This window comes from Streptomyces sp. NBC_00306, assembly GCF_036169555.1.
Classification (GTDB): domain Bacteria; phylum Actinomycetota; class Actinomycetes; order Streptomycetales; family Streptomycetaceae; genus Streptomyces; species Streptomyces achmelvichensis.
The window spans coordinates 1877081-1900499 of the sequence record NZ_CP108032.1 but is presented as its reverse complement, the minus strand read 5'-3'; the positions used below and the strand labels follow the sequence as shown (position 1 = coordinate 1900499).

19 protein-coding genes and 1 pseudogene are annotated in these 23419 nt (G+C 71.8%); 14 read left to right on the top strand and 6 right to left on the bottom strand.

Features of this window, described 5'->3' with window-relative positions; genetic code table 11:
- Positions 1 to 69 precede the first annotated feature (69 nt).
- The gene (locus OHA05_RS08560; protein ID WP_313946971.1) at positions 70 to 207 is read left to right on the top strand and encodes an SPW_0924 family protein; all 138 of its coding nucleotides are present in this window, start codon (positions 70 to 72) and stop codon (positions 205 to 207) included.
- Between the two features lie 13 nt (positions 208 to 220).
- The gene (locus OHA05_RS08555; RefSeq protein ID WP_328860212.1) at positions 221 to 1210 is read left to right on the top strand and encodes a DUF3068 domain-containing protein; all 990 of its coding nucleotides are present in this window, start codon (positions 221 to 223) and stop codon (positions 1208 to 1210) included.
- Positions 1211 to 1216: 6 nt separating this feature from the next.
- Here OHA05_RS08555 and hrpB read toward each other — a convergent pair whose 3' ends face one another.
- Both hrpB and OHA05_RS08545 read right to left on the bottom strand, forming a co-directional pair.
- On the bottom strand, positions 1217 to 3760 hold the full coding sequence (gene hrpB, locus OHA05_RS08550; RefSeq protein WP_328860211.1) for an ATP-dependent helicase HrpB: 2544 nt from the start codon (positions 3758 to 3760) through the stop codon (positions 1217 to 1219).
- Complete coding sequence (locus OHA05_RS08545; RefSeq protein ID WP_328860210.1) at positions 3757 to 4578, bottom strand: class I SAM-dependent methyltransferase; 822 nt, start codon at positions 4576 to 4578, stop codon at positions 3757 to 3759. Before OHA05_RS08545 ends, hrpB begins: the two co-directional genes overlap by 4 nt.
- 362 nt (positions 4579 to 4940) lie before the next feature.
- Here OHA05_RS08545 and rpsA point away from each other — a divergent pair, with 362 nt between their 5' ends.
- The gene (gene rpsA / locus OHA05_RS08540) at positions 4941 to 6443 is read left to right on the top strand and encodes a 30S ribosomal protein S1 (protein ID WP_313946974.1); all 1503 of its coding nucleotides are present in this window, start codon (positions 4941 to 4943) and stop codon (positions 6441 to 6443) included.
- A 133-nt stretch (positions 6444 to 6576) separates the two neighbouring features.
- Here the strand turns inward: rpsA and OHA05_RS08535 are convergent.
- Positions 6577 to 6828, bottom strand: a pseudogene (locus OHA05_RS08535) (right-handed parallel beta-helix repeat-containing protein); the annotation flags it as partial.
- A gap of 169 nt (positions 6829 to 6997) precedes the next feature.
- Between OHA05_RS08535 and OHA05_RS08530 the strand changes: the two are divergent.
- From OHA05_RS08530 to OHA05_RS08515, 4 genes are all read left to right on the top strand, one after another.
- A complete protein-coding gene (locus tag OHA05_RS08530) occupies positions 6998 to 7936 on the top strand; it encodes a PAC2 family protein (RefSeq protein ID WP_313946975.1) in 939 nt (312 codons plus the stop codon).
- A gap of 116 nt (positions 7937 to 8052) precedes the next feature.
- Positions 8053 to 8661: a dephospho-CoA kinase gene (gene coaE, locus OHA05_RS08525; protein WP_313946976.1), complete on the top strand. Its 609-nt coding sequence runs from the start codon at positions 8053 to 8055 to the stop codon at positions 8659 to 8661.
- A gap of 132 nt (positions 8662 to 8793) precedes the next feature.
- Positions 8794 to 9165, top strand: coding sequence for a DUF3592 domain-containing protein (locus tag OHA05_RS08520; protein WP_328860209.1), 372 nt, complete (start codon positions 8794 to 8796; stop codon positions 9163 to 9165).
- A gap of 116 nt (positions 9166 to 9281) precedes the next feature.
- The gene (locus tag OHA05_RS08515; protein ID WP_313946978.1) at positions 9282 to 9650 is read left to right on the top strand and encodes a tetratricopeptide repeat protein; all 369 of its coding nucleotides are present in this window, start codon (positions 9282 to 9284) and stop codon (positions 9648 to 9650) included.
- A gap of 26 nt (positions 9651 to 9676) precedes the next feature.
- Here OHA05_RS08515 and OHA05_RS08510 read toward each other — a convergent pair whose 3' ends face one another.
- Positions 9677 to 9934 (bottom strand): DUF6343 family protein, encoded by a 258-nt coding sequence (locus OHA05_RS08510; RefSeq protein ID WP_313946979.1) that lies wholly within the window; start codon positions 9932 to 9934, stop codon positions 9677 to 9679.
- Between the two features lie 236 nt (positions 9935 to 10170).
- Between OHA05_RS08510 and OHA05_RS08505 the strand changes: the two genes are divergently transcribed.
- The 5 genes from OHA05_RS08505 to OHA05_RS08485 all read left to right on the top strand — a co-directional run bounded on the left by OHA05_RS08505 (position 10171) and on the right by OHA05_RS08485 (position 17283).
- Entirely contained in the window at positions 10171 to 11085 is a 915-nt protein-coding gene (locus tag OHA05_RS08505) for an acyltransferase domain-containing protein (RefSeq protein WP_328860208.1), read from the top strand.
- A 137-nt stretch (positions 11086 to 11222) separates the two neighbouring features.
- A complete protein-coding gene (locus tag OHA05_RS08500; protein WP_328860207.1) occupies positions 11223 to 11672 on the top strand; it encodes a DoxX family protein in 450 nt (149 codons plus the stop codon).
- Positions 11673 to 11897: 225 nt separating this feature from the next.
- Positions 11898 to 12986: a slipin family protein gene (locus OHA05_RS08495; protein ID WP_328860206.1), complete on the top strand. Its 1089-nt coding sequence runs from the start codon at positions 11898 to 11900 to the stop codon at positions 12984 to 12986.
- 125 nt (positions 12987 to 13111) lie between these two features.
- Positions 13112 to 16015, top strand: a complete 2904-nt coding sequence (locus OHA05_RS08490; protein ID WP_328860205.1) for a DEAD/DEAH box helicase — start codon at positions 13112 to 13114, stop codon at positions 16013 to 16015.
- Positions 16012 to 17283: an SWIM zinc finger family protein gene (locus OHA05_RS08485; RefSeq protein WP_313946984.1), complete on the top strand. Its 1272-nt coding sequence runs from the start codon at positions 16012 to 16014 to the stop codon at positions 17281 to 17283. The genes OHA05_RS08490 and OHA05_RS08485 overlap by 4 nt, the downstream gene beginning before the upstream one ends.
- Before the next feature lie 110 nt (positions 17284 to 17393).
- Here OHA05_RS08485 and helR read toward each other — a convergent pair whose 3' ends face one another.
- Positions 17394 to 19532, bottom strand: a complete 2139-nt coding sequence (gene helR / locus OHA05_RS08480; protein WP_328860204.1) for an RNA polymerase recycling motor ATPase HelR — start codon at positions 19530 to 19532, stop codon at positions 17394 to 17396.
- A 359-nt stretch (positions 19533 to 19891) separates the two neighbouring features.
- Between helR and OHA05_RS08475 the strand changes: the two genes are divergently transcribed.
- On the top strand, positions 19892 to 21085 hold the full coding sequence (locus tag OHA05_RS08475) for a cytochrome P450 family protein (RefSeq protein ID WP_328860203.1): 1194 nt from the start codon (positions 19892 to 19894) through the stop codon (positions 21083 to 21085).
- Positions 21086 to 21125: 40 nt separating this feature from the next.
- Here the strand turns inward: OHA05_RS08475 and OHA05_RS08470 are convergent, their stop codons facing one another.
- The gene (locus OHA05_RS08470; protein WP_328860202.1) at positions 21126 to 21665 is read right to left on the bottom strand and encodes a DUF3574 domain-containing protein; all 540 of its coding nucleotides are present in this window, start codon (positions 21663 to 21665) and stop codon (positions 21126 to 21128) included.
- Positions 21666 to 21958: 293 nt separating this feature from the next.
- On the opposite strand from OHA05_RS08470, the gene OHA05_RS08465 reads away from it, so the two are divergent.
- Positions 21959 to 23296, top strand: coding sequence for an amidohydrolase (locus OHA05_RS08465; protein WP_328860201.1), 1338 nt, complete (start codon positions 21959 to 21961; stop codon positions 23294 to 23296).
- Positions 23297 to 23419: the final 123 nt, after the last annotated feature.

Genomic DNA, 23419 nt, shown 5'->3' with positions numbered 1-23419 from the left:
TGCTACGGTGCCCCCGTTCTGACGCAGTATCAGATTCTGAGTGGGTCCCGACGCTCCGGGAGGCCGAGCATGCGCGCACTCGTCGCCGCCGCCATCGGGCTGGCCGCCGCCCTCGCCCTCGTCCTCACGGTCACGGCGATGGGGTCACCCCCGGGCGAGACCTCCCCGAAGCCGCTGCTGACCACCGTCCCCGGCCCCAAGAAGTAGGGAGGGCCGGCCCATGCGCCGCCGCGCCAGTCTCGTACTCCTCGCCTTCGCCGTCTTCTTCGCCGCGCTCTCACCGCTGCTGCGCTGGTACGCCTTTCCGCGGCTCGCCAAGGTTCCGCCGGGCCAGTACCAGGAGATGGTGCTGGAGGCGAAGCCCGCGACCCTCCTCGACTACGGCACCCTCCAGGCGAAGGAGGTCGAGAAGGTCACCATCGTGCAGACGCTCAAGGGCAATGTGGAGGAGTCGGAGCGGATCGAGCGCAGCGCCGGACGCGATGTCGTCGTCTGGGACTCGCTCTCCTACGTCCAGGGCCCCGACGGGGCGATGGTCTCCGCGATTCCCGAGCGGTACATCTTCGACGCCCACAGCCAGGCACCCGTCCACGCCACCGGCGAGGCGGTCGACGGTCAGGCGGTGCGGCGCGAGGGCATCGAGTTCAAGTGGCCCTTCCTCACCGAGAAGCGGGACTACGAGTACTTCGACGCGCAGACGAGGAGGTCCGCGCCCATCCACTACCGGGGGACCAGGACCTTCCGGGGCTTGGACGTCTACTACTTCGAGCAGACGATCCCGTGGACGAAGGTGCCCTACCCGAAGAAGATGCCCATCCCCGGCGTCGACGCGAGCACCCTGGAGAAGCAGACCGGAACCTCCCGCTGGTACACCACCAAACGCATGTTCTGGGTCGACCCGGTCACCGGCGCGCCCGTCAACGGCGAGGAGATCCACCAGGAGGAGCTGCGCGGCGGCACCTTGCTGGGCGGCCGGGACAAGGTGACCGCCTTCTCCGGTCATGTGAAGATGCGCCCCGACTACCTCGACCACACGGTCGCCCTCGTCACGTCCCAGCGGCGGCTGGTGCTCCTCATGACCTCGTATCTGCCGTGGGGCTTCCTCGTCCTGGGCGGCGGACTCCTCGCCCTCGCCTTGGTGCTCGAGGCCCGCAGCCGCCGGCCACGAGAGCCCTCGGCGGACCGCGAGCCGGAGCCCGTCGGGGCCTGAGACCCGTCAGCCCCGGCTCTGCCGGTCCTGACGCGCCTTCGTGTGCCGGGTCGGCTCCGCGGCCGAAGGGTCCTGCGGCCAGGGGTGCTTGGGGTAGCGGCCGCGCAGTTCGGCCCGTACGGCCGCGTATCCGTCCTTCCAGAACGACGCCAGGTCGGCGGTGACGGCCGCGGGGCGGCCCGCGGGGGAGAGCAGATGGACCAGGACGGGTACGCCCGCCACGCGCGGTGTCTCGCGCAGCCCGAACAGTTCCTGGAGCTTCACCGCGAGGACGGGCTGCGCACCCCCGTACGCGACACGGATCCGCGAGCCGCTCGGCACCTCGATACGCTCCGGCGCGAGCTCGTCGAGCCGGGAGGCCTCACCGCCCGCCCAGGGCAGCAGCCGCTGCAACGCCTGCCCCGCCGGGACACGCCCGACATCGGATCGCCGACGGGCCCGTGACAGCTCGGGTTCCAGCCACTCGCAGGCGCGGTCCAGCAGCGCCGTGTCCGACACGTCCGGCCAGGGCTCGCCGAGCTCCCGGTGCAAAAAGGCGAGGCGTTCGCGCAGCCCTTCCGCGTCCCGCGTCCAGTGCAGCAGGCCGAGCCCCTCACGGTGCAGCCCGTCGAGCAGGGCGGCACGGACGAGAGCGGGGTCCGGGTTCCTGAGGGCGCGGGCGGACAGCTCGATCGCCCCGAGCCGCCGGACGTCCCGGGCGACGACGTCCCCGTTCTCCCAGTGGACCTCCTCGCCGGCGGCGAGGAGATGGGCCGCGGCTCTGCGGGCGGTGTCCTCGTCGACGACGGCGGCGAGACGTACGCGGGCCGAGGCGGCGGCGGACGGGCGGTCGGCCACCGCGACCGCCAGCCAGCCGGACGTCCGCAGGCGGGATCCCTCCGCGAGCTCCGCCCCGGTTCCGGAAGCCATCAGAAAGGCGCCCTCGCCGCGGGCCCGGGCGATGCGCTCGGGAAACGCGAGCGCCGTCACGAGCCCCGCGACGGCGTCCTCGCCCTGACCGGCCCCGCCCTGGCTCCCCTCCCCCGGGTCATGGCCGCCTGCTCCCGCCAGTGACGACTGCAGTCGGCGGGCCTCCGAGGTCCACCGGCCCGCATACGCGTCGCCGCCGCGCCGCGCCGTGCGCCAGGCCGCCGCCAGATCGTCCCCGTACTCCCGTGGCGGCTCCTCGCTCAGCAACGCCACCACCTCCGCCGCGCGGCGCGCGCCCACCTCCGGCGCGCCGTCCAGGAGAGCCCGCGCCAGCCGGGGGTGGACACCGATGCGGGAGAGCGTGGTGCCGCGCTGCGTCGCACGGCCCTCCTCGTCCACCGCACCGATCGCGGACAGCACCGAGCGCGCCGACGACATCGCACCGGCCGGCGGCTGGTCCAGCAGGGCGAGCCCGGTGGCGGACGGGTCGCCCCAGCATGCGGTCTGCAACGCGAAGGCCGTCAGATCGGCGACCTTGATCTCGGGGGAGGGGAAGCGGACCAGCCGGCCGTCCTCCGCCTCGGACCAGCAGCGGTACACCGTGCCCGGGGCCTCCCGGCCGGCGCGGCCCGCCCGCTGGCGGGCCGCCGCCTGTGAGACGCGGACCGTGGTGAGCGCGCTCAGTCCTCGGGCGTGGTCCATGCGGGGCTCGCGCGCCAGCCCCGCGTCCACGACGGTTCGCACACCCGGCACCGTCAGGCTCGATTCGGCCACCGAGGTCGCCAGCACCACCCGCCGGACACCCGCCGAGCCCGCCAGCACCGCGTCCTGCACCGCCGCCGGAGCGCGCCCGTGGACCTGGAGCACCTCCGCGTCCGCACCGCCCAGCTGTCCGGCGACCCTGCCGATCTCCCCGACTCCGGGCAGAAAGCACAGGACATCCCCGCTCTGTTCGGCCAGCGCCCGCCGGATCACCGAGGCCACATGCGTCAGCAGCGCGGGATCCACCCGCATGCCGTGCGGCGGCCGCACCGGCCGCGCGGGCGGGGCCCACACCACCTGAACCGGATGCGTGGTGCCCTGCGCCTCGACCACCGGGGCGTCGCCGAGCAGTCGCGCCCAGCCCTCGGCATCGGTGGTCGCCGACGCCGCCACCAGTTTCAGTTCCGGCCGCAGCGCGGCCCGTACGTCCAGGAGGAACGCGGCCACCGTGTCCGCGTCGAGATGCCGCTCGTGGCACTCGTCGAGGATCACCGCATCGATTCCGGCCAGCTCCTGGTCACGCTGGAGCCGCTGGAGCAGCACACCGGTGGTGACCACCTCGACGACCGTCTCGGCCGAGACCACTCGTTCACCGCGGACGGTGAAGCCGACTCTCCGCCCCACCCGCTCGCCGAGCAGCCAGGCCATGCGCCGCGCCGCCGCCCGGGCCGCGATCCGGCGCGGCTCGGCGACCACGACCCGCGCGCCACGCCCGGCGAGCACGAGCGGTACGAGCGTTGTCTTGCCCGTCCCGGGAGGAGCGCAGAGCACCGCGCAGCCGTGCGTGTCGAGCGCCTGCTCCAGCGCCGGCAGCGCCGAACGCACCGGCAGCCGCTCCGCCTCCCCCGTCCGTATACCGAGCCCGTCGTCCTCGCTCACGCCCGCTCGCAGACGAAGATGGCCGTCCCCGGGATCAGGTTCCCGCGCAGCGGGGACCAGCCGCCCCACTCCTGGCTGTTCCAGGCCGGCCACTCCGGCTCGACCAGGTCCACCAGCCGGAAGCCGCCCGCGACCACGTCCCGCACCCGGTCGCCGAGCGTCCGGTGGTGCTCGACGTAGACCGCGCGGCCCATGTCGTCCTGCTCGACGTACGGGGTGCGGTCGAAGTACGACGCAGCCACGCTCAGGCCCTCGGGGCCCGGCTCGTCCGGGAACGCCCAGCGCACGGGGTGCGTGACGGAGAAGACCCAGCGCCCGCCGGGCCGCAGCACCCGGTGGACCTCGGTGAACACCTGCACCGGATCGGCCACGAACGGCACCGCCCCGTAGGCGGAACAGGCCAGGTCGAAGGAGCCGTCGGCGAAGGGCAGCGCCGTCGCGTCCGCCTCCACCAGGGGAATGCCGCCGCCGATCCGCAGCGCGTGCTGGAGCTGGCGGTGCGAGAGGTCGAGCGCCACGGGGCGCGCGCCCTGCGCCTTCAGCCAGCGCGAGCACTGCGCCGCGCCCGCGCCGATCTCGAGAATGTCCAGGCCCTCCAGCGAGGAGACGGTGCCGAGCAGTCCGGCCTCCGCCTCGTCGAGCCCTTCCGGTCCCCAGACGAAATGGTCGTCACCGAGGAAGGCGCCGTGCTCGCTCTGGTACTCGTCGGCGTGGCGGTCCCACCACCCGCGACTGGCCCGGCTGCTCTCCGTGTTCCCGGCGTCACGCCGGGTGGCTTCCGGTTCTGGATCCTGGAGGTCGCTCAGGTCTTGGATCATTTCCACCGTCGTTGTAGTTTGCGTTCAGCGCGCCACAGGGCGGCCGTTGTGGCCTCTGCAAACATTAGTTGTGCCGGGATTGGGGCGATCCGCCCCGGGTGTGCGCCTTCGCGCATTGACCGCCTCCGGCTGCCCCCGTATGCTACAAGTTGCGCTGCGGGCCTGCGCGCCTCAGACGGAGCAGGTCGCGCTCGCATCTGTATGTATGTCCCCTCGGTTCACGAGGCGCCCCCGAGGCGTGTTCTCCGGAACAGCCACCCGGGTCGGCGCTTCCAAGGCTGTCCGGCTTCTGCAGCTGCGATACGGGTTCTCGGCGTAGCAGTACCTACGACTTCAATGTCCGCACCGGAGCCTTTTCCCACATGACGAGCAGCACCGAGACCACCGCAACCACCCCGCAGGTAGCGGTCAACGACATCGGTAACGAGGAAGCCTTCCTCGCCGCGATCGACGAAACGATCAAGTACTTCAACGACGGCGACATCGTCGACGGCGTCATCGTGAAGGTCGACCGGGACGAGGTCCTGCTCGACATCGGTTACAAGACCGAAGGTGTCATCCCGAGCCGCGAGCTCTCGATCAAGCACGACGTCGACCCCAACGAGGTCGTCAAGGTCGGCGACGAGATCGAGGCCCTTGTTCTCCAGAAGGAGGACAAGGAAGGCCGCCTGATCCTCTCGAAGAAGCGCGCCCAGTACGAGCGGGCGTGGGGCACCATCGAGAAGATCAAGGAAGAGGACGGCATCGTCACCGGTACCGTCATCGAGGTCGTCAAGGGTGGTCTCATCCTCGACATCGGCCTCCGCGGCTTCCTCCCGGCCTCCCTGGTCGAGATGCGCCGTGTTCGCGACCTCCAGCCCTACGTGGGCAAGGAGCTCGAGGCCAAGATCATCGAGCTGGACAAGAACCGCAACAACGTGGTCCTGTCCCGCCGTGCCTGGCTGGAGCAGACTCAGTCCGAGGTTCGCCAGACCTTCCTCACGACCCTCCAGAAGGGTCAGGTCCGTTCCGGCGTCGTCTCCTCGATCGTCAACTTCGGTGCCTTCGTGGACCTGGGTGGCGTCGACGGTCTGGTTCACGTCTCCGAGCTCTCCTGGAAGCACATCGACCACCCCTCCGAGGTTGTCGAGGTCGGCCAGGAAGTCACCGTCGAGGTTCTCGACGTCGACATGGACCGCGAGCGCGTCTCCCTGTCGCTCAAGGCGACGCAGGAAGACCCGTGGCAGCAGTTCGCCCGTACGCACCAGATCGGGCAGGTTGTTCCCGGTAAGGTCACCAAGCTCGTTCCCTTCGGTGCGTTCGTGCGCGTCGACGAGGGCATCGAGGGTCTGGTCCACATCTCCGAGCTGGCCGAGCGCCACGTGGAGATCCCGGAGCAGGTCGTCCAGGTCAACGACGAGATCTTCGTCAAGGTCATCGACATCGACCTCGAGCGCCGCCGCATCAGCCTCTCGCTGAAGCAGGCCAACGAGTCCTTCGGTGCCGACCCGGCCTCGGTCGAGTTCGACCCGACCCTGTACGGCATGGCCGCGTCCTACGACGACCAGGGCAACTACATCTACCCCGAGGGCTTCGACCCCGAGACCAACGACTGGCTCGAGGGCTTCGAGACCCAGCGCGAGGCGTGGGAGGGCCAGTACGCCGAGGCGCAGCAGCGCTTCGAGCAGCACCAGGCCCAGGTCATCAAGTCCCGCGAGGCCGACGAGGCCGCCGCTGCCGAGGGTGGCACCGCCGCTCCGGCCGCTGCGCCCGCCGGTGGCAGTGGCGGTTCGTACTCCTCGGAGTCGGACGACAACTCCGGCGCCCTGGCGTCGGACGAGGCGCTCGCCGCCCTCCGCGAGAAGCTGGCCGGCGGCCAGAGCTGACGCTCTGCCGGCTGACTGACAGCTGACAGCAAGGCCCGCTCCCTTCGGGGGGCGGGCCTTGCTCGTTGTGTGGGGGGCCGGCTGTCTCAGGGGGTCGGGAGCCGGCCGTACCAGGGGGCGGGAGGCGGCCGTCTCAGGGGGTGACGGGGATGTTCGTCAGCCCCTTTCCCCCGGTGACGGTGTTGTCCGCGTACACCGTGGTCCGGCAGTCGGCGGTGTCCTTGGTGACGTTGACGGCGAGCTGCTTGTCGCCGGTGGCCCCGCGCAGATCGGACCGGTTGCCGCGAAAGACGGTGCCGCAGCCCCGGCCGGTCTGCTGGGTGTGGGTCTCGAAGCCGTTGTTGGTCGTGTTCTTGCCGGTGTTGTTCTGGACGAGGACCTGATTGCGCTCGGTGACGGTCGGGAGGGGGCGGGGGCATGTCAAGGTCCGGACCTGGAGCGATCATGAGATGGCCCGAACTGGTGCCCGCTCCGGCGGTGTTCGTTCCGTGCCCGGGGAATGCCCGAGAGTCACACCGTGTTCTTGAAGGAGAACACGAGGAGGAGCGGTAATCGTGGTTGATCCGCAGGGTTTGTACGAATGGGAGCCGAAGGGCCTCGCGGTCGTCGACATGGCGCTCGCGCAGGAGTCCGCAGGCCTGGTCATGCTGTACCACTTCGACGGATACATCGACGCGGGTGAGACCGGCGACCAGATCGTCGAGACGCTGCTCGAAACGCTGCCCCACCAGGTGGTGGCGCGGTTCGACCACGACAGGCTGGTGGACTACCGGGCCCGGCGCCCGCTGCTGACGTTCAAGCGCGACCGCTGGTCCGGCTACGAGACGCCCAGCATCGAGGTGCGCCTCGTCCAGGACGCCACCGGCGCACCCTTCCTCCTGCTGTCGGGCCCCGAGCCCGACGTCGAATGGGAACGCTTCGCCGCGGCCGTCGAGCAGATCGTCGAGCGCCTCGGCGTGCGTCTCGCGGTCAACTTCCACGGCATCCCGATGGGCGTCCCGCACACCCGTCCCGTGGGGCTGACCCCGCACGGCAACCGCACGGACCTCATGCCGGGCCATCGCAGCCCCTTCGACGAGGCGCAGGTCCCGGGCAGCGCGGAGGCGCTGGTCGAGTACCGACTGATGGAAGCAGGCCACGACGTCCTCGGCGTCGCCGCACACGTCCCGCACTACGTGGCGCGCTCGTCCTATCCGGATGCCGCGCTCACCGCGCTGGAAGCGATCACGGCCGCCACCGGTCTGGTGCTGCCCGGCATCGCGCACACGCTGCGCACCGAGGCCCACCGCACGCAGAACGAGATCGAGCGCCAGATCGGCGAGGGCGACGAGGAACTGGTCACCCTGGTCCAGGGGCTTGAGCACCAGTTCGACGCGATGGCGGGCGCGGAGACGCGGGGCAGCCTGGTCGCGGAGGCGGTGGATCTGCCGTCCGCGGACGAGATCGGCCTCGAATTCGAGCGCTTCCTCGCCGAGCGGGAGGGCGACGCCTAGAGAGGCGTGGGGAGTCGTGGGGAGGCGCACGGGCGCCCGGGCGGCGCGGACGAGGCGCAGCCCGAGGGCAGAGGGGCCGACGTGGTGCGCAGGAGGCGGGGTCTAAGCTGCGGCTCATGCTGAAGGTGGGCCTGACCGGCGGAATCGGCGCCGGCAAGAGCGAAGTCTCCCGTCTCCTCGCCTCGTACGGCGCGGTCCTCATCGACGCCGACAAGATCGCCCGCGAGGTCGTCGAACCCGGCACGCCCGGGCTGGCAGCCGTCGTGGAGGCGTTCGGCCCCGGGATCCTGACCGCCGACGGAACACTGGACCGGCCCGCGCTCGGGTCCATCGTCTTCGCCGACCCCGAGCGGCTGGCGACGCTCAACGCGATCGTGCACCCCCTGGTCGGAGCGCGCTCCCAGGAGCTCGAGAAGGCGGCTGGAGCCGACGCGGTGGTCATCCACGACGTACCGCTGCTCACCGAGAACGAACTCGCCCCGCTCTACGACCTGGTGATCGTCGTGGACGCGGCACCCGAGACGCAGCTGGACCGGCTGGTCAGGCTGCGCGGGATGGCCGAGTCCGAGGCGCGGGCGCGGATGTCGGCTCAGGCGACCCGTGAGCAGCGGCGCGCCATCGCGGATCTGGTCGTCGACAACGACGGGCCGCTGGAGGATCTGGAACCGCAGGTCCGAGACGTCTGGACGGAACTGACCCGCCGGGCCGCGGCGGAGGCTCCCTAGGCGCCGGCAGCCGGGGAGTCCTTCACCCGCTGCGCTCCGCCAGGGCGGCCCTGACGGGCCCGCGCGCCCGCACCCGTCAGGCATGCGTCAAGGCCGCACCGGATGTGCGGCGCCCCCAGTAGCATCGAGGCGGTGCACATCGTTTTCGCCACGGTCACCGTGCTGGGCGGGCTGGTTGCCGCCCTCGCCGGGGGACACGGCCTGCGGCAGACCCGCCGGATCACCGCCGACGGCCGCCTCGTCATGGCGCTCGTGAAGCAGCCGCCCCAGGGTGCGGAACGGCCCCTCCTGGAGTTCGAGACCCAGGACGGCCGGGTGATGGAGATCGTCTCGCCCGTGGCCGAACTGACCGTGGGGACCTCCGTCGGAGTCTCCTACGACGCCCGTGATCCGCGCGACGTGGTGGTCGACGGACATCGGCGGACGGGTGTCGACAGAGGCTTCGTGATCGCGGGCCTGTTGCTCGTGGTGATCGGGCTGGTGCTCGCGGTCTCCGGTCTCTGACGGTTGCGGCCATCACGGCCGTCGCAGCCCGCAGCGCGCCGCCTCCCGGGCATCCGATCGGAATACCGCTGCCGGGTCCCGTGTTGGAACCGTGCAGCGAGGGGAAGGATGCCACCGTGCCCGAAAGCAACCCGGAGACGCACGTCATCGACTACCGGGCGGCTGAGCAGTTGCTCGCCGCCAGGGATCCGCGCGGAGCCCTGAAGCTGCTGGACTCGGTGATCGCAGCCCACCCCGAGAACACATCGGCCCGCCTGCTGCGTGCCCGAGCCTTCTTCGCCTCCGCCCAACTGCGCCCTGCCGAGCTCGAGTTCGAGCTGGTCCTGGAGCGCGAGCCGGACAACGCCTTCGCCCACTTCGCCCTGGCCCGCACCTTCGAGCGGGCCGGCCGGCCCGAGCAGGCCATGCGCCACTTCCGCCTGGCCGCGGCGCTGGACCCGAAGCCGGAGTATCTGAGGGCGGCCCGCTTCGACGCGGACGCGTGACCGTCAGCCCGTCGACTCCGCGGCGGTCAGCCGCGGTCCGGTTCGTACGGGGGGACGTCCCGGCCCGGCTGGTAGTGCGGACCCTGACGGATGTGGCGGACGACCAGGACCAGATCCACCAGCACGATCACCAGCAGCGCTCCGCACGCCGCCGCCCAGCCGGGGCGGGAGGCGAGAGCGAAGGCGACCGTCCCGCCGGCCGTCCAGAGCAGGCCCCACACACTCAGCCAGAACCGCATCCGCAGGGGACTGCGCGCAGTCCTCGGTTCACTCCCGGTACGCATGGCCATCCCCTCTCCCCTTCCAGCATGCACCCACGGCGATCTGCCGGATGCGCCGGCGAGGGCCGTCCGGCTGCCCGCATCCTGGGACATACGGACCTTCTGAGAGGCACCTGCGGGAGAGACGCGGACGTCGCGAGACGTACAGACATTCCGAGACGTACGGAGGTCCCGAGACGTACGGATCCGGGGTCGCCCGGGCCCGTGCGCACGACCGACCCGAGGGGGAGGAGTCGCCGGTGACAGGCGTCCTGGTGGAACTGCCGGCGGCGGAGGAGCTGGCGGGCGAACTGCTGGACCTGGCCGTCCCGCACGAGGACATCAACGAACTCCTCGCCCTGCGCGGCCGTATGACGAGCGACCCCGGTCTGCGGCGGATGCTGGAGGCGGGTGTCCGGGACATGGTCGACGGCATGGGGAGGGTCGACGGTGGCGGGGAACTGCCACGGCCCGAGGATTCCGGCCCGCTCGGCCGCTGCTTCCCCGTCTATGTGTTCGTCGCGACCCTGCCGTACACCCGGGCCTACCACCGCGCTCGCTCCGTCCCGGAGGCCGTCTCCCGGCACACCCTCGCCGACCTCGGCCGCCAGATGGCCATCCACCGCAGGAGGCACGGCATCGGGGGGCTGCCGATACCGGGCTGGCTCGGGCTGCACTTCCGCGGTGAGCTCTACCAGTTGGGGCGGCTGCAGTTCGAACGCAGCCGGCTCGGCCGGCGTACCGGTGAGGCGGTGCGTGCGGCCGGACTGCCCCTCGGACCCGGCGACCCGGTTCTCGGCCTGCACATCCCCGACTTCCTCGGGCCGCTCACGCCCGCGGCCTGCGACCGCTCGCTCGCTCTCGCCAGGGACTTCTTCCCGCGGCACTTCCCCGAGGAGACGTACCGGGTCGCCGACTGCCACTCATGGCTGCTCGATCCGCAGCTCGCCGGCTGTCTGCCGCAGGACTCGCACATCCGGCGCTTCCAGGGCCGCTTCCGGACGGCGTACGAGGAGAAGGAGGCCGACGACAGCGGACCGGTCGGTTTCGTGTTCGGCGATCCCGACCTGCCGGCCGCCGGTCTGCCCCGGCGCACCACGCTGGAGCGCGCGATCGGCGATCATCTGCGGGCGGGCCGCCACTGGTACGGCGGGCACGGCTGGTTCGAGCTGTGAGCAAGGGGCGTGTTCCGGCGGTGAGTTGAAGAAGTCCGAACAGATCTGGAAAGAGGGGCCCGCGAGCGATGAGTTCGCGGGGCCTGCCCGGTCTACCTCCCGAAAGCACCGCAGAGCCTGTACCGGAGGAGACCATCATGTCCGCGACGACCGCCGCCACCACCACGAACACCGCCGCCACCACCGGGAACGGAACGCGACTGAGCCGTCGCGCGAACATCGCCACGCTCACGCTCCAGATCGTCCTCGCCCTCTTCATGGCCATCCCGAGCGCGGGCCCCAAGCTCGTCGGGCACTCCTCCGCCGCGGAGTCCTTCGACAAGATCGGGTTCGGCGACTGGTTCATGTACGTCACGGGCGGCCTGGAACTGGCCGGCGCGATCGCCCTGGTCATCCCCATCCTGTCCGGGGTGTCCGCCATGGCGTTCATGGGCCTGATGATCGGCGCGTTCATCACCCAGGTGACCGTGTTCGACGGTCAGTACGCGATCACGCCCGTGATCCTGTTCTTCGTCTTCGCCGGTATCGCCTGGGCGCGCCGCCACAACACGGCGGAGCTGGTCGCGCTGATCCGCAAGCGCATCTGACGGCGCCGGGCGTTCGCGCTCCGTCGGCCGAGATCTCCACCGCAGTCAGGAAAGGCCGTACCCGCCGAGGGTGCGGTCTTCCTGCGTTCCGGGGCGTGCGTCGGCGCGCGGCCGTGCCGGGGCGTGTGCCGGTGCGCGGCGGAGGAGGCCGACGCTCGACCGGCGGAGCATTTCGGGCATACCGTGGTAGGTGGACATCCGGCCCGGACGGTAGGGGGTGCCCTGATGGTCGAGGAGCTGGTGATTGCGGGCGTGTCGGTCGCGTCGGCAGCCGTGGTGTACACGCTGGCCGCTGCCCGGGTGGTCAAGCAGTACGAGCGGGGTGTGGTCTTCCGCCTCGGCCGCCTTCGTGGAACCGAGCGCGGTCCGGGATTCACCATGATCATTCCGGGCGTGGACCGGCTCCGTAAGGTCAACATGCAGATCGTGACCATGCCGGTGCCCTCGCAGGACGGCATCACCCGGGACAATGTGACGGTCCGGGTCGACGCGGTGATCTACTTCAAGGTGATCGATCCTTCCGACGCGGTGGTGCAGGTCGAGGACTACCGGTTCGCGGTCTCGCAGATGGCGCAGACATCGCTGCGTTCGATCATCGGCAAGAGCGATCTCGACGACCTTCTGTCGAACCGGGAGAAGCTGAATCAGGGGCTGGAGCTGATGATCGACAGCCCGGCGATGGGCTGGGGTGTGCAGATCGACCGGGTGGAGATCAAGGACGTGTCGCTGCCCGAGGCGATGAAGCGGTCGATGGCACGCCAGGCGGAGGCCGACCGCGAGCGCCGGGCCCGGGTGATCAACGCGGACGCGGAGCTCCAGGCGTCGAAGAAGCTGGCCGAGGCGGCGGGCGAGATGTCGAAGCAGCCGGCGGCGCTGCAACTGCGGCTGCTCCAGACCGTGGTCGCGGTCGCCGCGGAGAAGAACTCCACCCTGGTGCTGCCCTTCCCGGTGGAACTCCTTCGCTTCCTGGAACGCGCCCAGCAGCCGGCGCCGGTGGCCCAGACGGGCGCTGCCGCACAGCCCGAACCGGGTCAACAGGCGGTGGCTCCACCAGCGCCGGGACCGGCGGTGGAGAGTCCGGCAGCGGCAGCGGAGACCATGTCCGAGCCGGGGACGGTGGACGAGCCGGTGCAGGAGCCGAAGCCGGAATCCCTTGCCGCTCCGGAGGCCGGACCCCAGGCGGTACGGGAGCCCGGGCCGAGGGACTCGTCCGCCGAGCCGACCGCCGGGGACGCGGCCGGCCGCGAGCCGGACGGCGTCACGCGGAACGCCGAGGGCCCGCCATCCGTACGTCCGCTGCCGCCGGCTGCATGATCGCCGCGGCCGGACCTGTCCGGCAACGCGGACCGGCGCCGCCGTCGGCAGTCATTGTCAGACCCCGCCCGTAAGGTCGTAGATCCAGTGCTCCACCGCACGACCGACGGGTGGGAGGTGACCCGATGACGTCCGAGACGACGCCTGCGCTGCACGGCTGTGCCGCCGTGTTCCTTCCGGCAGCGCTCCCGCGCGAGGGCCGGGTCGCCTTCTGGGACCCGGACGGCGACCGGCTGCGTGACGCGACCGCCGAGATCACCGTCGTCGGACCCGGACCCGGACCCGGACCCGGACCTGACGGGCCGGACCTTCCGGACGGGAGCGTGGCGGTGCGTACCGTGCCCGCCGTGCTGCTGTCCGTCGCCGAGGCCGTACCGCTGCTGGCGAATGCACGCCATCGTCCCGGTGCGCACCCCGCCACCGCCTGCTGGGGCGCGGCCGCGCTGCACGCCCTGCATCTGGTGGCGCGCGGCCGGCTGCTGCCGGGGCTGACCCCGACCGATCACGACGCCTGGCGCGCGGGCCCGCTGGACGCGGACGACATCGCCCAGCTGCGTGCCATCGCCGCCGCCATGCCGTACGAGGCACACGCCGTCCCCGTGCCCGGCCCGCAGCCCCTGGATCTGCCCGAACCGGAGACCCTGGTGCGGGCCTTCTTCGACGCGGTCGCCGACGCCCTTCCCCGTACCCCGGCCGCGGCCTTCGCGGCCGGCGCACCGTTCGCGGCCGAGGAGCCCCAGCATCTGCCGGGGGCGCGGGAATGGGCCGCGGAGGCCGCGGCGGGCATGGACGCCGGGGTCCGGGTGTCCCTGCGGCTGGACCTGTCGGCCTTCGAACTCTTCGACATCGCGGACGCGGAGGAGGACGCCGAGCGCAGTGCGGGCGCGGCCCTCGTACAGGTGCACAGCCTCGCCGACCCGACACTCGTCATCGACGCGGCCCGGCTGTGGGCGGGCGACGGCGACCAGCACTTCGGCCCCCGTGCCCGGATCGACGCGGTGCTCGCGCTGCGCCGTGCCGCCCGGGTCTGGCCGCCGCTCGCCGGACTGCTGGAGCGGGACGTCCCGGATGTGCTGCCGCTCACCGAGAGCGAGTTGTACGACCTGCTGGGGCCGGGAGCGGCACGGCTCGCCGCCGCGGGTGTCGCCGTCCACTGGCCGCGGGACCTCGTGCGCTCCCTGTCGGCCGCCGCCGTCGTACGGCCCGCGCCGGGTTCGGCGACGGACGGCACCCCCTTCTTCGACAGTGCGGAACTGCTCGCGTTCAACTGGCAGTTGGCCCTCGACGGCGATCCGCTGACCGAGAAGGAGATGGACGCGCTGGCGGAGTCGCACCGCCCGGTCGTGCGGCTGCGGGACCAGTTCGTCGTGGTCGACCCGGACCTGGTGCGCAAGGCGCGGAAGCGGGAACTGGGGCTGCTCCAGCCCGTCGATGCGCTGGCCGTGGCGCTGACCGGCACCGCGGAGGTCGACGGCGAGACGGTGGAGGCGGTGCCCACCGGCGCCCTGGCGGCCCTGCGTGACCGGCTCACGGCCGGCGCCGCACCGGTCCCGCACCCCGAGGGGCTCACCGCCACCCTGCGCGACTACCAACTGCGCGGTCTGGCCTGGCTGGACCTGATGACCTCGCTCGGTCTCGGCGGCTGCCTCGCCGACGACATGGGCCTCGGCAAAACGGTCACGGTGATCGCGCTCCATCTGCGGCGCGAGCGTTCCGCCCCGACGCTCGTGGTCTGCCCTGCGTCGCTCCTCGGCAACTGGCAGCGGGAGATCGCCCGGTTCGCGCCCGGTGTGCCGGTCCGCCGCTTCCACGGCGCCGACCGGACCCTCCCGGAATCCGGAGGCGGCTTCGTCCTCACGACGTACGGCACGATGCGCACCAGCGCGGAACAGCTGGCCGGACACACCTGGGGCATGGTGGTCGCCGACGAGGCCCAGCACGTCAAGAACCCCTTCTCCGCCACGGCGAAGGCCCTGCGCACCATCCCGACACCCGCCAGGGTCGCGCTGACCGGCACCCCGGTGGAGAACAACCTCTCGGAGCTGTGGGCGCTGCTGGACTGGACGACGCCCGGACTCCTCGGCCCGCTCAAGGCGTTCCGCTCCCGGCACGCGCGCATCGTCGAGCACGGCGAGGACGAGGAGGCCGTCGAGCGGCTCTCCCGGCTGGTGCGGCCCTTCCTGCTGCGGCGCAAGAAGTCCGATCCCGGCATCGTGCCCGAACTGCCGCCCAAGACCGAGTCCGACCATCCCGTGGCGCTCACCCGCGAGCAGGCGTCGCTGTACGAAGCTGTCGTCCGGGAGACGATGGCCGCGATCGAGGGCGCCGAGGGCATCGCGCGGCGCGGCCTGGTGATGAAGCTCCTCACCGACCTCAAGCAGATCTGCAACCACCCGGCGCAGTTCCTCAAGGAACGCGCGCCCACGGAGCAGCGCGGCACCCCGGGGGGCCACGTGCGGCGCGGCGGTGCGCCGGGCACGGGCGCCGTGCGGCTGGCCGGCCGCTCGGGCAAACTCGCCCTGCTGGACGAGCTGTTGGAGACGATCCTGTCCGAGGACGGCTCGGTTCTGGTCTTCACGCAGTACGTCGCGATGGCCCGGCTGCTCGCCGACCATCTCGCCGCACGGGCGATCCCGGCCCAGCTCCTCCACGGAGGGACGCCGGTCGCGGAGCGCGAGCGCATGGTGGACCGCTTCCAGTCCGGCGGCGCACCCGTGTTCATCCTGTCGCTCAAGGCGGCCGGCACCGGACTGAACCTGACGCGCGCCGGCCATGTCATCCACTACGACCGCTGGTGGAATCCGGCGGTCGAGGAGCAGGCGACCGACCGCGCCTACCGCATCGGCCAGACCCAGCCGGTCCAGGTCCACCGGCTGATCGCGGAAGGCACCGTGGAGGACAGGATCGCCGACATGCTCGCCGCCAAACGGGCCCTGGCGGACGCGGTCCTCGGCTCGGGCGAGGCCGCCCTGACCGAGCTGACCGACCGGGAGCTCGCCGACCTCGTCTCCCTGCGGAGGCCCTCATGAGCCCGCGCAGCCGCTCCACGGGACCCGCCCGCCACGACGACCGCCGGCGCACGTTCCCCGCGCTCCAGCCCCTGACGGGTGAGGACTTCGCCGCAAGCTGGTGGGGGAACGCCTGGGTGGACGCGCTGGAGGACACCGCCCTGGACCGGGCCAGGCTGGTCAGGGGGCGGGCGTACGCGAGCCGCGGCCACGTCGACGCGATCACGGTGACCCCCGGCCGTGTCATGGCGTACGTCCACGGCAGCAGACCCCGCCCGTACCGCACGGAGATCCGTCTGCGGACGCTCACCGACGACGACTGGGACGATTTCCTCGCGGCGGCGGCCTCCCGGCCGGACCACATCGCGGCCCTGCTCGACAAGGATGTGCCGCACGCCCTGGCGGAGGTGGCGGACCTGCTGCCGACCCCGGGCGATCTGATCCCCGACTGCTCCTGCCCGGACGACGGTTACCCCTGCAAGCACGCCGCCGCGCTCTGCTACCAGACGGCACGGCTGCTCGACGAGGACCCCTTCGTCCTGTTCCTCATGCGCGGCTTGGGCGAGAGGGAGATCCTCGCCGCCCTCGCGCACCGCAACGCGACCCGGTCCGCCGCCGAGCGGAGCACCGCCGCGACGGCAGCACCCGTGCCGACGGTCCCGGCCCGCGAGGCCGTCGCGGCTCGCGGGCTCCCGGTCCTGCCGCCACCGTTCCCCGTCCCCCTCCATCCGGGGCGCCCGCCGGCGTACCCCGAAGGACCCGGTGCGGGCGGCCGCGGGCTCGACTCGCTCGCCCTCGATCTGCTCGCCACCGAGGCCGCCGCCCGGGCGCACACCGTCCTCGCCACCGGCTCCGACCCCATCGCCGGACTCACCGTCTGGCAGGACGCGATCCGGCTGGCCGCCGCTCACCCGGGCTCGGGGCTGACCGCGTCCACCCGCGCGCTGTACCGGGACCTCGCCGCCGCCACCGGTCGTACGCCCACCGATCTGGCGCGAGCGGTGGCCGCCTGGAGACAGGGCGGCCGGGCGGCCCTGGATGTGCTGGAGGAACCGTGGGACCCGCCCGCCGGTCCCTTCGACCGCGCCCGGCCCGCGCTCGCCGCCGCCGACTTCCCGCACTTCCGTCCCTGGCGCAACCACCTCTCGACCAGCTCGCTCCAGCTGCGCTTCGGCCGCGACGGCCTCTGGTACGGCTACGAGTCCGACACGGACCGTGAGGACTGGTGGCCCCGCGGCACACCCGACGCCGACCCGGTGGGCGCGCTCACCGCCCTGCTGGGCAGATGACCGCCCCGGTGCCGCAGGGGGGACCGGTGGACGGACCCGCGCCGGCCGGACCGGCTCGCTGACCGGCCCGGCGCGCACGGCGTGGGGTAGGGAGTCCGGTCGGACGCGTGTCAGGAGCTCGTGAGGACCACGAGCTGCTGCGTCGCCCGGGTCATCGCGACATAGCGGTCGACCGCCCCCTCGATGCCCTGGCCGAACGCCTCCGGGTCGACGAGGACGACCAGGTCGAACTCGAGGCCCTTCGACAGCTCCGGAGTCAGTGACCGGACGCGAGACGTTGCCCGGAACGTGGGATCGCCGATGACGCAGACGGTTCCGTCGTCGTGGGCGGCGAGCCAGGTGTCGAGGACCGCGCTCAGATCCGCAGCCGATCCGTGCAGGACGGGGACACCTCCGCTGCGGATGGAGGTCGGCACATTGGCGTCCGGCAGAGCGGCCCGGATGACCGGCTCGGCCTCCGTCATGATCTCTTCCGGCGTCCGGTAGTTGATGCTCAGGGAGGCCTGAGTGATCCGGTCGAGCCCGATCCGTTCCAGCCGTTCCCGCCACGACTCGGTGAACCCGTGCCGGGCCTGGGCGCGGTCGCCGACGATGGTGAAGCTCCGGGACGGGCACCGGAGCAGGAGCATCTGCCACTCCGCGTCGGTGAGTTCCTGGGCCTCGTCCACGACGACGTGCGCGAACGGCCCGGCGAGCAGGTCGGGTTCGGCGCCGGGAAGTCCGCTCTCGTCGATCAGGGTGTCCTGGAGATCCTTCCCGTGCAGCATCCCCATCGCGCCCTGGCTCTCGTCGATCTCGGTGTCCCGCAGCAGGATGTCGATGACGTCGGCCCGGCGCTCCCGTTCGGCGGCGACGGCGGCCTCGTGCCGGCGTCTGCGCCGTGCCGTCTCCGGGTCGCCGAGCCGCTGCCGGGCCGCGTCCAGGAGCGGTAGGTCGGACACCGTCCAGGCCTGGGCTTCCTCGCGCTGGAGCGTGCGCACCTCGTCGCGGTCGAGCCAGGGAGCGCACATCCGCAGATAGGCGGGCACCGACCACAGGTCCCCGACGAGGTCGGCCGCTTCGAGCAGCGGCCACGCGCGGTTGAAGGCCGTCAGCAGTTCCCGGTTCTGCCGCAGCGACTTGCGGAGCAGATCCTCCGGTGCGTCACCGTCGTGGTTGTCCACCAGGATCGTGACCAGCTCCTCCCAGACCTGGTCGCGCGCCTCGTTGTGCGGAGTACCGGGCGCCGACTCGAACGCCGAGGCCCAGTCGTCGGCGCTCAGCCGGATGTCGGACCAGGGGGTCGTGACCGTCATCCCCTTCGTCGGAGGCTCCTCGTAGAACCCGACGGCCGACTCGATCGCTTTCACCAGCCTCGCGGACGACTTGAGACGGGCCACCTCCGGATCGGTCTCGGTCGCCGCCGTGGCTCCCTCGGTGACGAGGTCCCGCAGGGTGCAGGTCTGCACGCCCTCCTCGCCGAGGCTGGGGAGCACGTCGGCGACGTACCCCAGATAGGGCTGGTGCGGACCGACGAACAGGACGCCGCCCCGGCGGTGACCGAGGCGAGGATCGGAGTAGAGGAGGTAGGCGGAGCGGTGGAGCGCGACGACGGTCTTTCCCGTACCCGGACCGCCGTCGACGACGAGAGCGCCGCGGGAGCCCGCACGGATGATCGCGTCTTGGTCGGCCTGGATGGTGCCGAGCACGTCCCGCATGCGCGTCGACCGGTTGCTGCCCAGGCTCGCGATGAAGGCGGACTGGTCGTCCAGGGCGGCGTGCCCGACGAACCCTTCCGAGGTGAACACCTCGTCCCAGTAGTCGTTGATCCGGCCACGGGCCCAGCGGTACCGGCGGCGGCTCGCCAGACCCATCGGGTTCGCGTGCGTGGCGCCGAAGAAGGGCTCGGCGGCGGGGGAGCGCCAGTCCAGCAGCAGCCGGCGGCCCTCGCTGTCGGTCAGGCCGAGCCGTCCGACGTACAGGGGCTCGGCGCTGTCCTCGGTGACCATGTGCCCGAGGCACAGGTCCAGGCCGAAGCGCCGCAGCGCGCGCAGACGCGCCGTCAGCCGGTGGACCTCGATGTCCCGGTCCATGGCCTGCCGGCCGATGCCGCCGGGTGTCCGGCGCTCGGCGTCGAGGCGGTCGGACAGCTCGGCGATCGACTCGTCGAGGCATTGCGCGATGGCCGCGAAGTGCTGCTCGTCGCCGGCGATCAGCGTGGGGTCGTCCTTGGAGGAGAGACGGTCGGGAAGGTCGAACGCACTACGCATTCAGTGGCACTCATTTCCGCAGGATCTGGCATCGGCGGACGATTCTGCGGTACACCGGGGGCCTTGCCGCAAGCCCCCCGGTGCGCTATAAGTTAAGAGTGGCAAGGAGTGGGTGTACTCCTTGCCTTTCGTCATCTTCGGCGACGGAGGCTTCGACGGACGGCTCATGACCGTCCGAGCGGCGGTCCGAGCGGCGGGGCCCTACGGTGCACGCCGAACCGTGCCGACGGTACGTCTCACGACTCGTCCCGGGACCGTACGTCTCGCGGCTCCACCCGGGTACGTCCTGCCCAACACCCGGCCCAGGTACGGCCCGCACCCCCGACGATCCGTCAGAACGCCTTGTCTAGGCTGGCGTCATGACCATGGACGATCCGGCGAGCGAGCTGCTGACCGACCCCTACGCCGTCTACGCCCGCCTGCGGGAGACCGCCCCCGTCCAACGGATCACCGGGCCAGACGGCTCGCCCGCCTGGATCGTCACGCGCTACGAGGACGTACGGCAGGCGCTCGCTGATCCCCGGCTCTCCCTCGACAAGCGGCATGCGCTGCCCGGTAGTTACCGGGGCTTCGCCCTGCCGCCCGCCCTGGACGCCAACCTGCTCACCATGGATCCGCCGGACCACACACGGATCCGGCGCTTCGTCACCCAGGCGTTCACCGCGCGCCGGATCGAGGAACTGCGCACACCGGTCCGGCGCATCGCCGACGAGCTGCTCGACGCCGTCGCCCCGCACGGCCGGGCGGACCTGGTCGCCGCCTACGCCGCTCCGCTGCCGATCGCCGTCATCTGCGAACTCCTCGGAGTACCGCCGCACTCCCGCCGCGACTTCCGCGACTGGACCGACGCCCTCGTCGCCCCCGACCCCGCACAGCCCGGCCGGGCCAAGCAGGCCATCGGCAGCATGCTCGGCTTCTTCCACGAGCTGCTCGCCCACAAGCGTGCCGAACCGGCGGACGATCTGCTCTCCGCGCTGATCGCGGTACGGGAGGAGGGTGAAGACCGGCTCAGTGAGGACGAGTTGACGTCGCTCGCCTTTCTCATCCTCTTCGCCGGCTACGAGAACACCGTCCAGCTGATCGGCAACGCGACACTCGCCCTGCTCCGGCACCCCGACGAACTCGCCGCACTGCGGGCCGATCCGACGCGGATCGGCTCCGCCGTCGAGGAGCTGGCCCGGTACGACGGCCCGGCCCTGCTGGCCATCCGCCGCTTCCCGGTCGAGGACGTGACCATCGGCGGAGTGACCGTTCCGGCGGGCGAGACGGTTTTGCTGTCCCTGGCGTCCGCAGACCGCGACTCCGCCCGCTTTCCGGAGCCGGACCGGCTCGACCTGAGCCGTGACACCGCGGGGCATCTCGCGCTCGGCCACGGCATCCACTACTGCCTCGGAGCACCGCTCGCCCGCCTCGAAACCGGCGTCGCACTCGGCGCGCTGCTGGAGCGTTTCCCCCGGCTGGCGCTCGACACCGCCGAGAGCGAGCTGCGCCGGCGGCCGTCCGCCCGTGCCCGGGGGCTCATCGCGCTGCCCGTCCGCTTCGGAGAGTCGTGAGGGTTCTGGCGGTTCTGAGAAAGAGCTTCCGAGGGCGGATTCAGAAGTCGGCGAGGGTCGCCTCGTCGAGGCGGGCCACCGACTCCTGCCCGTATGCCGCCCGGTACGCCTCGCGGATCCGCTCGATCAACGGCCCGCGGGCACGGGCCTGCGACGCCGGGTACAGCAGCGTCAGCTCGTACGACCGCTCCCTCTCGATGGTGCCGTTGGCGTCCCGCCACTGCCCGCGGCCGTCCTGGACCGTCAGCCCGTCCGGGAAGCCCGGGGTGACACTGCGGTCGACGAAGGCCATGAACTGCTCGTCGGTGACATCGGGCCCGCCGTCGGGACGCTCCGTACCGAAGAAGAGCCGGGTCTCGACGTAGGCGCTTCCCGCCGTCGCGGTCGCCCCGACCGCCCCGGCCGGTACCTCCGTCACCGCGGCCGGCATTTCCGTCACCGCGGCCGGTACTGCCGTCGCTTCGGCCGCCTTCGGCTCCGGGCCGTCGAGTGCCGAGGTGGCGGAGGGCGCCGCCAGGGTCAGCACGGCGGCAACGGCACCGGCGGCGGCCAGCAGTGAGCGCTGCTTCGAGGTGGGCACGGGTGGATCCTTCCGTCCGGCGTCAGCACGGCGGTCTGCCGGGCGCGCCCTCACTGTGGCAAGGTCCGTGCCGGTGTGCCCGGCAGGCCGCGCAGGTCGGCCGGACACCACCCGCACGGGGGCGCCGGCCGTTCGGAAGGCGACTCCCGGGCCGGCAAGGTCCGTGCCGGTGTGCCCGGCAGGCCGCGCAGGTCGGCCGGACACCACCCGCACGGGGACGCCGGCCGTTCGGAAGGCGACTCCCGGGCACAGAGGTCAGCGGCCGGGAGGCCGGAAGCCGGAGGGAGAACCGGATGGTTGATCTTGTCATCGACGGGTGCACCGCCCTGGTGCACGACGACAGCGGGCAGATCCAGTTCGTGCAGGACGCCGCCGTCGTGGTGCGCGGGGGAGTGATCGACGCCGTCACCTCCACGCGCGAGGCAGCCTCGCTCGAGGCCGTGGAGCGGATCGACGGACGCGGGCAGCTGGCGATGCCCGGTCTGATCAACTGCCACACCCACTCGCCCATGGTCGCTCTGCGGGGGATCGCCGAGGACATGCCCGTCGAGGAGTGGTTCAACGACTGGATCTGGCCGATCGAGTCCAACCTCACCGACCGCGTCGTCGAACTCGGTGCGAGGCTGGCGTGCGCCGAGATGATCCGCGGCGGGGTGACCACCTTCGCCGATCACTACTTCTCGATGGACCGGGTCGCGGCCGCGGTGGCCGACAGCGGACTGCGGGCCAATCTCGGCTGGGCCTTCTTCTCCAGCCAGGGGGCCGAAGGACGCGAGCGCTCCCTGGATTTCGCGCTGCGGATGCGGGGCGCGGCGGACGGCCGGATCACCACCTCGCTCGCGCCGCACGCGCCGTACACCGTGGACGACGACGATCTTGCGGCCACCGCCGCCCTCGCGCGCCGGCACGGGCTGCTCGTCCACCTCCACGCCGCCGAGAACCGGGCACAGACCGACAACAGCCTGGAGCGGTACGGCCGCACGCCCATCGGTGTGCTCCAGCGCACGGGGCTGCTCGACGTGGACGTTCTCATCGCTCACGGGACCGGGATCACCCCGAAGGACCTGGACGTCCTGCGGGAGGGCACAGGACGCATCGGGGTCGCCAGCGCGCCGAAGGGGTACCTCAAGTTCGCATGGGACACCACGCCCGTCCGCGGTCTGGTGGCCGCCGGCGTCGCCGTCGGACTCGCGACGGACGGGGCCGCGTCGAACAACACCCTGGACGTGTGGGAGAGCATGGCGCTGACCGCCCTCGTGCAGAAGTCGGAGGAGAACGACCCCGCCTGGCTCACCTCCCGGCAGGCACTCGGCCACGCCACCTTGCAGAGCGCCCGGGCCGTCGGACTCGGAGACGAGATCGGGTCGCTGGCACCCGGTCGCCGGGCCGATGTGATCCTCGTGGACCTCAGCGGGCCGCACACCCAGCCGTTGCACGATGTGGCCGCGGCCCTGGTGCATTCCGCGCGCTCGGCCGACGTCACCACCACGGTCGTCGACGGCCGGATCCTCATGCGGGACCGCCGGCTGCTCACCCTCGACGTGCCGGAGATCGTCGCCGAACTGAACGCGGAACTGCCCGCGTTGACCGAGCGGCGGAAGGGCAAGCGGATCCAGGACTACGACGGCTGAAACCTGTCCGGCACGGTGGAGACGGCGATACCGCTTACCCCGCCCAGTTCGAAATGCTGCCCACTCGATGGAGTGAAAGGCGTGGGCCACGTAACCCGGATGGCGTCAGGGCGTCGTTGTTCC

Bases quoted from the DNA above. Each gene is read 5' to 3' on its own strand.
- OHA05_RS08490 (WP_328860205.1), top strand. From the start codon at position 13,112: ATGACGTCCGAGACGACGCCTGCGCTGCACGGCTGTGCCGCCGTGTTC.
- OHA05_RS08475 (WP_328860203.1), top strand. From the start codon at position 19,892: ATGACCATGGACGATCCGGCGAGCGAGCTGCTGACCGACCCCTACGCC.
- OHA05_RS08555 (WP_328860212.1), top strand. From the start codon at position 221: ATGCGCCGCCGCGCCAGTCTCGTACTCCTCGCCTTCGCCGTCTTCTTC.
- OHA05_RS08510 (WP_313946979.1), bottom strand. From the start codon at position 9,934: ATGCGTACCGGGAGTGAACCGAGGACTGCGCGCAGTCCCCTGCGGATG.
- OHA05_RS08560 (WP_313946971.1), top strand. From the start codon at position 70: ATGCGCGCACTCGTCGCCGCCGCCATCGGGCTGGCCGCCGCCCTCGCC.
- coaE (WP_313946976.1), top strand. From the start codon at position 8,053: ATGCTGAAGGTGGGCCTGACCGGCGGAATCGGCGCCGGCAAGAGCGAA.
- OHA05_RS08495 (WP_328860206.1), top strand. From the start codon at position 11,898: ATGGTCGAGGAGCTGGTGATTGCGGGCGTGTCGGTCGCGTCGGCAGCC.
- helR (WP_328860204.1), bottom strand. From the start codon at position 19,532: ATGCGTAGTGCGTTCGACCTTCCCGACCGTCTCTCCTCCAAGGACGAC.
- OHA05_RS08485 (WP_313946984.1), top strand. From the start codon at position 16,012: ATGAGCCCGCGCAGCCGCTCCACGGGACCCGCCCGCCACGACGACCGC.
- OHA05_RS08545 (WP_328860210.1), bottom strand. From the start codon at position 4,578: ATGATCCAAGACCTGAGCGACCTCCAGGATCCAGAACCGGAAGCCACC.
- OHA05_RS08500 (WP_328860207.1), top strand. From the start codon at position 11,223: ATGTCCGCGACGACCGCCGCCACCACCACGAACACCGCCGCCACCACC.
- rpsA (WP_313946974.1), top strand. From the start codon at position 4,941: ATGACGAGCAGCACCGAGACCACCGCAACCACCCCGCAGGTAGCGGTC.
- OHA05_RS08465 (WP_328860201.1), top strand. From the start codon at position 21,959: ATGGTTGATCTTGTCATCGACGGGTGCACCGCCCTGGTGCACGACGAC.